Origin of the sequence: Hydrotalea lipotrueae (assembly GCF_019249625.1) — a bacterium.
GTDB classification, from domain to species: domain Bacteria; phylum Bacteroidota; class Bacteroidia; order Chitinophagales; family Chitinophagaceae; genus Hydrotalea; species Hydrotalea flava.
Genome location: NZ_JAESDL010000011.1, coordinates 66,278 through 79,563, shown reverse-complemented (window position 1 = coordinate 79,563; position 13,286 = coordinate 66,278). Strand labels below are relative to the sequence as shown.

General features: G+C 37.8%; 9 protein-coding genes. 5 read left to right on the top strand and 4 right to left on the bottom strand.

Going from position 1 to position 13,286, the window contains the following annotated elements; translation table 11 throughout:
- Nucleotides 1-110: 110 nt before the first annotated feature.
- Both JK139_RS08330 and gcvP read left to right on the top strand, forming a co-directional pair.
- On the top strand, nt 111-1,070 hold the full coding sequence (locus tag JK139_RS08330; RefSeq protein ID WP_218331038.1) for a sterol desaturase family protein: 960 nt from the start codon (nt 111-113) through the stop codon (nt 1,068-1,070).
- A gap of 199 nt (nt 1,071-1,269) precedes the next feature.
- Nucleotides 1,270-4,152, top strand: coding sequence for an aminomethyl-transferring glycine dehydrogenase (gcvP, locus tag JK139_RS08325; RefSeq protein ID WP_218331037.1), 2,883 nt, complete (start codon nt 1,270-1,272; stop codon nt 4,150-4,152).
- 80 nt (nt 4,153-4,232) lie between these two features.
- Here the strand turns inward: gcvP and JK139_RS08320 are convergent, their stop codons facing one another.
- Together JK139_RS08320 and JK139_RS08315 are read right to left on the bottom strand one after the other, a co-directional pair.
- Nucleotides 4,233-6,497, bottom strand: coding sequence for a hypothetical protein (locus JK139_RS08320; protein ID WP_218331036.1), 2,265 nt, complete (start codon nt 6,495-6,497; stop codon nt 4,233-4,235).
- Nucleotides 6,498-6,722: 225 nt separating this feature from the next.
- Complete coding sequence (locus JK139_RS08315) at nt 6,723-7,709, bottom strand: acyl-ACP desaturase (RefSeq protein ID WP_218331035.1); 987 nt, start codon at nt 7,707-7,709, stop codon at nt 6,723-6,725.
- Nucleotides 7,710-7,894: 185 nt separating this feature from the next.
- Between JK139_RS08315 and JK139_RS08310 the strand changes: the two genes are divergently transcribed.
- Both JK139_RS08310 and JK139_RS08305 read left to right on the top strand, forming a co-directional pair.
- A complete protein-coding gene (locus JK139_RS08310; RefSeq protein ID WP_218331034.1) occupies nt 7,895-9,352 on the top strand; it encodes a M20/M25/M40 family metallo-hydrolase in 1,458 nt (485 codons plus the stop codon).
- Nucleotides 9,353-9,460: 108 nt separating this feature from the next.
- Nucleotides 9,461-10,294: a CvfB family protein gene (locus JK139_RS08305; protein ID WP_228733173.1), complete on the top strand. Its 834-nt coding sequence runs from the start codon at nt 9,461-9,463 to the stop codon at nt 10,292-10,294.
- Between the two features lie 74 nt (nt 10,295-10,368).
- Here the strand turns inward: JK139_RS08305 and JK139_RS08300 are convergent, their stop codons facing one another.
- Nucleotides 10,369-10,869: a DUF4399 domain-containing protein gene (locus JK139_RS08300; RefSeq protein WP_218331033.1), complete on the bottom strand. Its 501-nt coding sequence runs from the start codon at nt 10,867-10,869 to the stop codon at nt 10,369-10,371.
- Between the two features lie 207 nt (nt 10,870-11,076).
- Here JK139_RS08300 and JK139_RS08295 point away from each other — a divergent pair, with 207 nt between their 5' ends.
- Nucleotides 11,077-12,123, top strand: coding sequence for an NAD(P)-dependent alcohol dehydrogenase (locus tag JK139_RS08295; protein ID WP_218331032.1), 1,047 nt, complete (start codon nt 11,077-11,079; stop codon nt 12,121-12,123).
- Nucleotides 12,124-12,242: 119 nt separating this feature from the next.
- Here JK139_RS08295 and JK139_RS08290 read toward each other — a convergent pair whose 3' ends face one another.
- Nucleotides 12,243-13,232: an aldo/keto reductase gene (locus tag JK139_RS08290; protein ID WP_218331031.1), complete on the bottom strand. Its 990-nt coding sequence runs from the start codon at nt 13,230-13,232 to the stop codon at nt 12,243-12,245.
- Nucleotides 13,233-13,286: the final 54 nt, after the last annotated feature.

The following is a 13,286-nucleotide window of genomic DNA, read 5'->3' as shown; positions in this document are numbered from 1 at the left end:
ATTTTTAATACAAAATATTTGTCGATTTCAACAATATATTAAGGCTTTGTTATTACTTATTATGCAAGTTATGACCTTACTTTGCAATAATATTCAATCTTTTCAATAGCATGGACAGTTTAAGGGAGCAATGGCTGATTTTAATTTCAACACCTGTCTATATCATCATCATTGGTATAGAATTGATGTTATCGCACCTGCAACATAAAAAAGTATATACATTTAAAGATACCGTAACCAATGTGTATTTAATGCTGTTGAATGGCGGAATTGATTTGGTACTCAGGCTTATTTATATCGGTATTTGGCAGTATTTTTTTCTGCATGCATTTTTTAAATGGCAAGAACATGGATTAACCTATTGGCTGATGTTACTGCTGGCAGAAGATTTTCTATATTATTGGCTGCATCGGTTCGACCATGAAATACGGTTTTTCTGGGCTACTCACGTAACACACCATAGTTCGCCGTTAATGAATTTTACGGTTGGCTTTCGTTCATCCGTTTTTCAACCACTGTATCGTTTTATTTACTTCATTCCTTTAGCCATGGCAGGCTTTCATCCGGTTGATATTCTGTTCATATATTCTGCTACACAGATATGGGGCATTTTTGTGCATACGGAACTTATTGGCAAAATGGGTTGGTTAGAATATTTTATGGTTACCCCATCCCACCACAGAGTACACCATGGATCGAATCCAAAATACTTAGATAAAAACATGGGAATGTTCCTGATTATATGGGATAAACTATTCAATACTTTTCAGGAAGAATTGCCTACCGATGAATACCAGCCCATACATTACGGATTAACCAAGAATCTCGAAAAACCCGATGCTTTCACCATTATTTTTCATGAATGGATTCAAATTGCCAAAGATGTTCTTCAAAAAAATATTTCCTTTAAACAAAGAATGGGCTATTTATTTGGCCCTCCGGGGTGGAGCCATGATGGCAGCCGACAAACCAGCAAAGATTTACAGATATTAGAATCACTGCAATCAGGTGATCCAGCCAATCCTATTCAATCTGGGGAATCCGACCAATTACAGATGCAAACCATTTAAAATAACCATTCTTATTTCTTTCCTTACACCTGTTCCAATATTAAACAATGCTGTTGCTTTGAATCATACAAAGTGCACAAAAAAATAATCTGTCCATCTACTTCATACACACACTATGCACAGTTTCAACAAACGCTTTCTTTTGCTCTGATTTCCGCTTAACTTTGCAAATCTTTTAACGTGGTCAACCTAATATATTATGAATTTATTTCAATTACAAGATGCTGAATTTTTGTATCGTCATATTGGCCCTAATCCTGCCAATACCGAAAAAATGTTAAACACTATTGGGGTAGACAGTATTGAAACGCTGATGAATCAGACCATTCCTGCCTCTATCCGTTTAAAAAAACCGCTTCAATTGCCGGATGCGATGAGTGAACAGGCTTTATTAAACCAGTTACAACAAATTGCACAGCAAAATAAGCTATACAAAACCTATATTGGTCAGGGATATTATAATACCATTACCCCTTCTGTTATACTCAGAAATATATTCGAAAATCCGGGTTGGTATACCCAGTATACGCCTTATCAGGCAGAAATATCGCAGGGACGATTGGAAAGCTTGCTGAATTTTCAAACCATGGTTACAGATTTAACTGGTTTAGAAATAGCCAATGCATCGTTATTAGATGAAGCTACAGCAGCAGCAGAAGCCATGACTATGCTATACCATCAGGCCAATAAAACAGAACAGGTAAGCAGAAATAAATTTTTTGTGGACGATGCCATTTTTGTGCAAACCAAAGATGTTTTAATGACAAGGGCCAATCCTTTGGAAATTGAATTGGTATTTGGAAATTTTGCAACCGCTTTATTAGACGATACTTTTTTTGGTGCTATTGTACAATATCCTGCTGCCAATGGTACTATTAACGATTATCGCGGATTTATTGCCAATGTGCATGCTGTAGGTGCTTATGCAGTAATAGCTACCGATTTGTTAGCTTTAACTTTATTAACACCTCCCGGTGAATTGGGAGCAGATGTGGCCGTTGGTTCTGCACAACGTTTTGGAGTACCATTGGGGTATGGCGGCCCACACGCAGCATTTTTTGCTACCAAGGATGAATTTAAACGCAATATGCCTGGCCGGTTAATTGGTGTAAGTGTTGATGCACAGGGAAACCGGGCACTTAGAATGGCCCTGCAAACCAGAGAGCAACATATTAAAAGAGAAAAAGCAACCAGTAATATTTGTACAGCGCAGGCACTTTTGGCCAACATGGCCGCCATGTATGCGGTATATCATGGTCCTAAAGGTTTAAAAAATATTGCCAAACGCATTCATTTATTAACAGTAGCCCTGAAAAATACACTGGAAGCCCTGAATTATACCATTGAAAAGCAGCACTTTTTTGATACCATTCAGCTAAAAGCAAATGCAAAGTTGATTCAGTCTATTGCTGAACAACACCATATTAATCTGTTTTATAGCAATGAAAATACAGTTAGCATTGCCTTAGATGAAACAACAACCCGTGAAGATGTGGTGAATATTGCTATGATTTTTGCTGCTGCTCAGGAAAAAGACAGTGCAGCTGTTGTTTTTGAAACCGCATTCAATGAACAGCACCAAATTCCGGAATTTGCACAGCGCCATTCTGCCTACTTAACACATCCTGTATTTAATACACATCATAGTGAAACACAAATGATGCGGTATATTAAACAATTGGAACAGAAAGATTTATCGCTCAATATCAGCATGATATCTTTAGGAAGTTGCACCATGAAATTAAATGCAGCTGCTGAAATGATGCCAGTTAGCTGGCCGGCATTTAGCCAGTTACACCCATTTGTTCCCACAAATCAGGCAGCAGGCTACCATCAGGTGATAAAAGAATTGAAAAAATATTTATGTGTTATTACTGGTTTTGCCGATTGCAGTTTGCAACCCAATAGCGGTGCACAAGGCGAGTATGCTGGCTTATTAACCATTCGAAAATTTCATGAAGCAAATAATAATAGTCATCGCAATGTAGTGCTGATACCCATTTCAGCACATGGCACCAACCCTGCCAGTGCAGTAATGGCCGGAATGAAAGTAGTTGTAGTGAAAGGAACAGCAGAAGGACATATTGATGTAAATGATTTGAAGGAAAAAGCAGAAATGCATCAACAAGAATTGGCAGGTTTAATGGTTACCTACCCTTCTACCCATGGTGTTTTTGAAGAAAGCATTAAAGAAATCTGTGCCATTATTCACGAAAATGGCGGTTTGGTTTATATGGATGGTGCCAACATGAACGCACAGGTGGGTTTAACTTCTCCTGCAGAAATTGGTGCCGATGTTTGTCATTTAAACCTACATAAAACCTTTGCAATTCCGCATGGTGGCGGCGGACCGGGTGTTGGACCTATTTGTGTAACAGCCCAACTGGCACCTTTTTTACCGGGTCATACCATTTACAGCAACAACAATAATCATGGCTCAGGCGCTGTTAGTGCTGCACCGGTTGGCTCTGCCTCTATTTTACTGATTAGCTATGCTTATATCAAAATGTTAGGTGCACATGGCGTTAAAATGGCTACCGAATATGCCATTTTAAATGCCAATTACATGAAGGCCCGATTAGAACCCTATTTTAAAATTTTATATACTGGTACCAATGGTTTTGCAGCACATGAATTTATTGTTGATTTAAGACCATATAAACAAACCGCAGGTATAGAAGCGGAAGATGTGGCCAAACGTTTAATGGATTATGGCTTTCATGCCCCCACCATGAGTTTTCCGGTACCGGGCACCATTATGATTGAACCCACTGAAAGTGAAGATAAGGCGGAATTAGATCGTTTCTGCGATGCATTAATTGCTATTCACGATGAAATTAAAGCCATTGAATCCGGCGAGTTAGATGCAGTGGATAATCCTTTAAAAAATGCACCTCATACACAATTAATGGTTGCTGCCGATACCTGGAACCATAGTTATAGCAGGCAACAGGCAGCATTTCCTTTGTTTTATGTTACGCAAAATAAATTCTGGCCATCGGTTGCCAGAATCAATAACACGTATGGCGACAGAAATTTAATTTGTACCTGCGAGCCCATTGAGAGTTACATGGAGAAATAATCTTAGAGGTACATTCCTAAAAAAATTGTTGAGGCATTAAATTATAAATTACCTCAACAGTTTTTTTGCGATGAACAGGATTAATGTCCGCCTCTCTCACCTCTGTTATTGTTCCATCCGCCGCCACCTCTGGATGGTGCCGGTGCTGAACGTTGTACTGGTGCCGGCCGGTTGATTTGGAAATTTTGAAACCTCGTTTGTCCTCTTTGCTGCATTGCCTGCTGCCGATCTAAATTTCTAATAATTTCCTGATAATTGTTATTAACGGGTGCCCATTGTCGTTGGGGGATTCTTTGTTCCCATTTGCCTTGCTGATTTCTATACACATTTCCCTGTCTGTCAGATAAAATATTATTTTCTCCTGCTACATTATTGGGCATATTGGGTTGAACATGTACCCCTCTTATATTTCTATCATTACCATAATTGTTATTTCGAATATTAGCTCTATCGTAATTGTAACGATCGTTTCTGACATTCACATTGCTGTTATTATATATCATTCTGTTGTTGGTAATTACATCATGCCGGTAATTGTAAATATTGTTGGTTACAAAACGATTGTTGTTAACAATTATAGGTCTTCTGGCAAAACCACCTCCACCTACATTTCTTCCATAAAAACCATAATTGCGTGGCGACCAGCAATAAGGTGGATGATAAATTCTTGGGCCCCACCAGCCGCCGGCCCATTCATTCCAGATACTGGTACCAAAGCCAATATTAAACCAGCCAAAACTATAATTAAAGCCCATACCCCATCCGTACCAGGGATTATACATCATATTAAAACCCCATGTATATGGCTTGGGGTAATAATAGTTACCCCACCAGGGCCTGTAATAATAACCGGTACCATACACAACTGTAGGCCCATACACAAATGTGTTTAAATAACCCGGGGTATAGCCCATATACACCCAATCGGGAGTAACATCATAGATATACACATATTTTAAATTGTATACCGGATAACTGGGCGGAATAATATCAATTTCAGCAGGACGTTCAGTTGCAACAGACCAGGGGCCGTTGGGTGAAGGTGCTACAAACCAAACGCCACTTTCCACAGTATAATACTGGTTACCATATCTCACAACAGAAGAGGCAGTATTAACAGCGTACTGCATATGGGTACCTTCAATAGGTTTAAATTGTGGATCACCATCATAAGTTACTTCAGCTGCAGCTTTATTTCTGTCTACTTTCGCTGTTTGGGGTATCTGTGCATCTATAATCGCCTCTTTGGCAGCATAGGTTCCGGGCACACTGGCTAAAACATTATCTTTCGGTGAACCTTCAGGAATTTTAGTAAAATCATTAGGAATATTATTTGCTTCAATGTTTTGCCAGTTTCCGTTTAAATTATTGGAAGTATACCATCTTCCAGAAATTAAAATATAATATTGCTGTGTATTAGTATCCAGAAAAATATCATTGCTGCTATTGGCTGCGTACAATAAAGCAGTATTATCAATCGGCACCATATTCGCCTGGCCATTGGTTTGAATTAATTCGGCAGGTTGGGTACTTACAATGATATCGGAATAGCCGGTATATACATTATCATCACTTTTTTCTGCTTTACTACTATAGCCTGCTTGTGCATCATTGGCTGCATCTACATCACTGGCAATTTTAGATAAGTTTGCCGGAGGATTATTTGCCGGAGAGAATGGCCCCGTTGCACTTGGGGCACGATACCAATGTTTGGCACCATATAAATAAAACTGTCCATCGGTATTTCTTACAATGGTATAAGGGGTATTAACAACGGCATCTAATCCCCAATTCGGATTTTTTTTCATTTTAGGCTCACCATCTACTAACACCAATATAGAAGGTCGGTTAGCATAAATAATATGAGGCGGATTATTATCAAAATTTTGCGCCAACTTATGCTTTTCTATATTATTATCTAACTGGGTTAATAACTGATCCATAGGCAATGTAATTCCTGCCTGTGGCAATTGTGTTTCTAAAGTTGTTTTTAAGTAGGCAATACGATTTACGTCACTATCGCTGCTTAATTTTAAATTGGGCACCCGTGTATATACAAAATGCACCAATCGAGTATCTCTATCGGTTGAAATGGTTGCTACAGACCAAAAAGTTCCAAACAAAGGATCTTGACTATCTGAATTTTGTACAGATACTACTGCACGAAATTTCAAAATATCACCGGATAAAGACTCAGGTTCTGGCTGATAAACTTTAATGATTGATCCATCATTGGCAGTAATCACTTTTGGCCATTCTGTATTATCCTGCGCCATTACTGCCGAATGTAATATCAAAAAAGCAACAAAAAGTAAAGGGCTAAAAAATAGGCGTAATTTTTTCATACACTCAAATTTTAAAAAAGTAAAATTAGTTACATAATGCTGCGACAATATTACATAGACTTTAAAAAAGGCAGAACTATTAAACTATCCGGCAAAAAAATAAGATAAAATACAATAGTTTAACGTTTCTTTCTAATTCAATTCTTCAAGCTATCTAAGCAAGATTCCTGCCAAATAAAAAAGCAGACCCAACAAGATCTGCTTTTTAAAATTTCTATATAAATATTATCGGTAAATCCAGTTAAATTCATATTCTAATGGCGCTTTTATAGCAGTGCGCTCTGCCACTTTTCTAAATCGGGCAGGTAAATTCATTAAATAATCACGGGCTTTTTCAGCCTTATCGGTTAAACCCGTCATGTATTCAATACCCCATTCTTTTACAAGGGTTTCAACAATATCAGTATAATCTTTAGAAGTGTAAACACCTAACCGTTGTGCGGCATCACTGAAATGAGAAAATGTTGCACCAATTTTTTCGCCCTGTTGTCGTAAAAAATGTGCAGGCATTACAATTTTTTTACGCATCATATCTTCAAATGCTAACATCATTTCACTGGTATCTATTTCAAATATTTTTTCAATAAAACTTTTATATGCTTTTGCATGCCGGGCTTCATCGCCTGCTATAACACCACAAATTTTAGACAAGCGGTTATTACCATATTTCTTGGCCATTGTTGCAGTTCTTCTGTGCGAAATTTGTGTAGCCGTTTCCTGAAATGAGGTATATACAAAATTCAAATAAGGATCATTAGCAACGCCAATATCCATTCCATCTGCAATAAGATATTGCGTACTGATTTGCATTTGACGCATATCTACCCTGCCAGATAAATAAATAAACATATTCAGCAAATCGCCGTGCCGGTTTTCTTCTGCCGACCACATTCTGACCCACCGGCTCCAGCCGTGCGGTTCCTGATTTGCAATACCATCTACCTGCATTAACCACCCTTCATAGGTGGGCAATGCTTCTTCTGTAATAATATCACCTACCAATACCGCTAAATAATCGTACGGTAATTCTTTACACTCCTTCTGTATTTCTTTGATTTCATCAATAAAATCGGGATGATTACTTTGGGGCAAAAAATCGCCGGGCTGCCAATTTTCGTCAATTGGTTTTAAATAAGTCTCAATAATGTCATCCATTTCTTTTGACAAATGCAACATTACTTCTTTCCGGGAAGCTTTTTTAATCTCTAACAAGGTTACAATTATAATTAAGTTAACAAATAAGCACAAAGTTAAGCTACATTTATGCTCTTCAATCACACAACTTGGTTAATTTTATTTTCTGTTCAACAAAATAATGATTAAATGCTTTTTACATCAACAGTAAATGGTAGGTGCAATGCATTATTTTACTTCAAAAAACCAACACTACTACACTTATGAAATATAATTGGATTAAAATCTTAATGGCATCTTTTTTAGTCTTGCTGATTACCCTTATTCTCCACACTGTTTTTCAAAAACCCTGGCCTGCACAAAAAGCAAAAGCATTATTGCCATTACCCGACTCGGCTATTGTACACATGAGCCGGGCAGTTCAAATACCTACTATATCGCCGGAAGATACCCTGCATATCGACACCTTGCATTTCACCCAATTCAATCAATTTCTAACCAATGCTTACCCGCTCATTCATCAGCAACTGAAAAGAACCGTAGTAAATGGCTATAGTTATGTGTACCAATGGGATGGAACCGACAAAACACTAGCACCCATTATATTAATGGGCCATTATGATGTGGTACCGGTTGAACAAGCCTCGGTTACCATGTGGCAGCATCCACCATTTAGTGGCGTAGTGGCAGACAGTGCTATTTGGGGTCGCGGATCGGTAGATGATAAATCGGGTGTCGTTTCTATTTTAGAAACCGTAGAACAGTTATTAAAAGAAGGCTATCAACCTAAACGAACAGTTTTACTCTGCTTTGGACACAATGAAGAATCTACCGGAACCGGTGCAATAGCTATTGTAGATACTTTGCAAAAAAGAGGTATACGTGCAGATCTGGTTATTGATGAGGGTGGCGAAATCAGTACTGAAAAAATAAAAGATATACCTCGTCCCATTGCGTTTATTGGTGTGGCAGAAAAAGGATATGCTACTTTTCAATTAAAAGTAAGTATTCCTGGCGGGCATTCTTCCAAACCCGCCAGAGAAACAGCAATCGATGTATTATCAAGGGCTTTATACAAATTGCGCAGCACACAAATGCCTGCAACCATTACCGAACCGGTTGCTACGTTTTTAGACAGGGCAGGCGCTTCTTCTACCAATTTTTTCAATAAAGTACTACTCACCAATCAATGGTTATTTGCATGGGCAGATAAAAGAGTACTATCTGCCAGCCCTGAAAGCAATGCCATGATCAGAACAACGATTGTACCCACTATTCTGGAAAGTGGTGTAAGAGAAAATGTAATACCGACCATTGCAACTGCTATTGTAAATTCCAGAATTCTTTCGGGAGAAACAACCCATGATGTAATTCAATTTATGAAAAATACCATTCAGGATGAAAGGGTACACATTACTGTTACAGGCGATTTTAATACAGAACCTTCTGCTGCTACTGATACACATGGCCCTGCATTTTTAGCTGTACAACAGGCTATTACAGATGTGGTAGATGATGTAATACCTGTTCCATTTATTATGATAGGTGCTACAGATAGCAGAAGTTATCGAAAAATAAGTAATGGTGTGGTTAATTTTTCTGCATTGATGGATAGTAAAGGTTTTCACGGATTGAATGAACGGTTGCCCATTGCCGATTACAGAAGATATTACAATTTCTACAGAACGGTTATTGAAACCAGTGCAGGATTGGTTCATTGATTATAATGGGAGTTTTATGAAAAAAAATTTAAATAAATAATAACTGCTTTCAGTTTTATATGTTATATTAAAAAAGCTTTGTTATTTTCACCGATTAATTCTACAGCAATGATGATAGAACTTGGAAAATACAATACCCTTACCGTTAGCAGAAAAGTGGACTTTGGTTTTTATATGGATGATGGTGGAGAAGGTATTTTATTACCGAAGCGCTTTGCACCACCGGAACTAAAAATTGGAGACAGTTTAAAAGTATTTGTTTACCACGATTCAGACAACAGACTCATTGCCACCACCCAGGATCCAAAAGGAATTGTTGGCGATATTGTTTTATTAAAATGTGTAAGTGCAACAGGCGCCGGAGCTTTTTTAGATTGGGGTTTAATGAAAGATTTATTTGTTGCAAAATCGCAACAAATAATGGGAATGCGAACTGGTGATACTTATTTGGTTAAAATTTATATTGACCAGCAGAGTAATAGAATTGCAGCATCTGAAAAAATAGACCATTTTTTAAGTAATGAGATATTAACTGTTTCAGAAAAAGAAATGGTGCAACTAATGGCTTATCGCAAAACAGATCTTGGATATAGCATGATCATCAATCAGCAACACGTTGGCTTGCTGCATGATAATGAAGTGTTTAAAGATTTGGTGATTGGTAAAATATATGAAGGCTATATCAAAAACATATTACCCGATAATAAAATTGATGTGGCATTAGGCAAACCCGGATTTCAAAAAGTTGCCGATGAAAGTGAACACATTCTGCATTTGCTTCAACAAAACAAAGGCTTCTTACCGTACCACGATAAATCAGCACCTGAAGAAATTTATAAGGTATTTGGAATGAGTAAAAAAACTTTTAAAATGGTAGTAGGCACATTATACAAAAAAAAGAAAATTACCTTAACCGAAAATGGCATTGAATTAATTGGTTAACCTTATCCAAATACCTACTTACAAAAAAGCCCCACATTGCAGTGAGGCTTTTTTAGTACCCAAAAAAATATCATTTATTTTTTAACATTCACCGTAATGGCAGCAGATAATTTACTTCCATAAGAACGATGAATACCATCTGCAAACTGTAAAGCCAAACGGTGTTTACCAGGTGCTAACTGAATGGTGGTTTCTTTTTGTGCATTCCCAAAATGCAAATGCAGACTATCTTTTGGAACCACTACACCTATTGGAATAGAATCTCCACTATCAATTAACAAATGATGGTGCCCTGAATTGGCAACCACATGGCCTGATGAATCTACACTAATACCTTCAGCACCCATTTCAATTTTAAGTGGTGAAGTTACCGATTGTCCATCTTTTAAATTTTTAAAAAACACTTTTGCTCCTGCAGGGATAGCAGGCACAGGAGGTATGGCTTCTTCCATTTTAGCAGCAGTATCTGTTGCTTTTGCAGCCATTGAATCTTTAGAAGCGGCCGATTCTGAGCCGGAATTACAGGCAGTAAAAACAATCATTGCTGCCGCCGAAACAAATAAAAACTTACGCATATGTATTATTTTTTAAGTTGGTAAATGCATAATTTAGCATGATATGCTTTGTTTGAAGTGAATAAAGTTAGCAAGTATCACGGATAAGTACTTATAATTTTCATTAAAAAACAATTAGACTTGTTTTCCACTTTAACAGTTCTGCACCTTTTTTAAACCATTATGCGTTACTTTTGTTTCTTTTCTGTAACAAATCAATTCATGAATATGACAGCAACAAAAGCTTATGCCGCACAGGCAGCAACAACCCCTTTAACACCTTTTCAGTTAGAAAGAAGAACACCCGGCCCACATGATGTACAAATTGAAATATTGTATTGTGGTGTTTGCCACTCCGATATTCATCAGGTACGAAATGAATGGGGTAACTCAATTTACCCCATGGTACCCGGACACGAAATTGTAGGTAGAATTACGCATGTAGGCAATCATGTTAAAAACTTTAAAGTTGGTGATTTAGCCGGTGTAGGATGTTTTGTAGACTCCTGCCGTACCTGCCAAAATTGCTTAGATGGATTAGAACAATATTGCGATACAGGTATGATTGGCACTTACAATTCACTGGACAAAGAAGGTAAACCTACTTATGGCGGCTATTCTACTCAAATTGTTGTAGATGAACAATACACTTTAAAAATACCTGCCAATTTACCATTAGTAGGTGTAGCACCACTATTATGCGCCGGTATTACCACCTATTCACCTTTACGCTATGTTGGCGTTAAAAAAGGCGACAAAGTAGCCGTTTTAGGCTTAGGTGGACTTGGACACATGGCTGTAAAATTTGCTGTTGCTTTCGGAGCTGAAGTAACCATGCTCAGTTCATCACCCTCAAAAAAAGCAGATGCTGAACGTTTGGGTGCACACCATTTTGCATTAACATCCGACAAAGCAACCATGCAGCAATTAGAAAACACCTTCGATTTTATTTTAAATACCGTTTCTGCTCCGCATGACTACAATACTTACCTGCCACTTTTAAGAACAAATGGAACTATGATTGTAGTGGGCGTTCCCCCTACTCCATCTCAAGTACCTGCTTTTAACTTAATTGCCAAAAGAAGAAGTATCATTGGTTCATTAATTGGTGGTATTAAAGAAACGCAGGAAATGCTAGACTTTTGTGGTGAACACAATATTGTATCAGATGTTGAAGTAATTAATATTGATTATGTAAATGAAGCATATGAAAGAGTGTTAAAGAGCGATGTACGCTATCGTTTTGTAATTGATATTGCTTCCTTAAAAAAATAAGTAAAGCTCAACCAAACAAAAGCCTGTTGCCAAAAGCAAACAGGCTTTTTTATTTTATAAAAATATTGCAATACAATGATTGCAGAAAGCAATGAATTGAACAAAAGCAATACGAAATTTTACCCGTTCAAAGTACCCATCATACTCTCCGGATACCTTGTACCAGCTGCTGCATTTTTAGGAAACACAGCATCAATTGCCGCCAAGTCATCTTTAGTAAGCTGCACCGCTAAAGCACCAATGTTTTCATCCAAATACTTTATTTTTTTGGTACCGGGAATGGGAAAAATATAATCGCCTTGTGCCATCACCCAAGCTAGTGCCAATTGAGCAGGTGTACAATTTTTCTGTTTTGCCAATTCTGCAATTTTTTCAACCAATTGCAAGTTTCTGGTAAAATTTTCTCCCTGAAAACGCGGTGAAAATCTACGATAATCATCCGACGCAAAATCTTCAAACTTTTTAAACTGCCCTGTTAAAAATCCTCTGCCTAAGGGGCTGTATGGTACAAATGCAATACCCATTGAGCTGCATGCAGCTAACATACCTTCCTCAGGTTCTCTTGACCATAATGAATATTCACTCTGAACGGCAGTAATAGGATGAACGGCATGGGCTTTATGTAAAGTTTCAACAGATACTTCACTTAAACCAATACCCCTAATTTTACCTTCTTTTACCAATTCGGCCATGGCACCAACCGTATCTTCAATAGGCGTTTTCGGATCGCGACGGTGTAAATAATACAAATCAATTACATCGGTATTTAATCTCTTTAAGCTGGCTTCACAGGCTTGTTTTACGTACGCAGGTGTACCGTTTAATGCTCGTGTTTGGTGATCGGCACCACTACGTACAATACCAAATTTTGTTGCCAGTGTTACCACAGAACGATGACCTTTTAGTGCTTTTCCAACCAAAATTTCATTGGTGTACGGACCGTACATATCGGCGGTATCCCAAAAATTGACACCAATTTCCAATGCATGATGCAACACTTTTATGTTTTCGTTGTCATCTGCCCGGCCATAAAATTCACTCATACCCATACATCCCAAACCCAATTCAGATGCCAGAATTCCCTGGCTGCCTAATTTTTTTTGTTTCATAAATGAATATTTAAAATGAATAATTCAATTTCATCCCTCAAAATCGGCTCAGCC

Coding starts and splice junctions, on each gene's coding strand:
- JK139_RS08330 (WP_218331038.1), top strand. CDS start 111: ATGGACAGTTTAAGGGAGCAATGGCTGATTTTAATTTCAACACCTGTC.
- gcvP (WP_218331037.1), top strand. CDS start 1,270: ATGAATTTATTTCAATTACAAGATGCTGAATTTTTGTATCGTCATATT.
- JK139_RS08320 (WP_218331036.1), bottom strand. CDS start 6,497: ATGAAAAAATTACGCCTATTTTTTAGCCCTTTACTTTTTGTTGCTTTT.
- JK139_RS08310 (WP_218331034.1), top strand. CDS start 7,895: ATGAAATATAATTGGATTAAAATCTTAATGGCATCTTTTTTAGTCTTG.
- JK139_RS08305 (WP_228733173.1), top strand. CDS start 9,461: ATGATGATAGAACTTGGAAAATACAATACCCTTACCGTTAGCAGAAAA.
- JK139_RS08300 (WP_218331033.1), bottom strand. CDS start 10,869: ATGCGTAAGTTTTTATTTGTTTCGGCGGCAGCAATGATTGTTTTTACT.
- JK139_RS08295 (WP_218331032.1), top strand. CDS start 11,077: ATGACAGCAACAAAAGCTTATGCCGCACAGGCAGCAACAACCCCTTTA.
- JK139_RS08290 (WP_218331031.1), bottom strand. CDS start 13,232: ATGAAACAAAAAAAATTAGGCAGCCAGGGAATTCTGGCATCTGAATTG.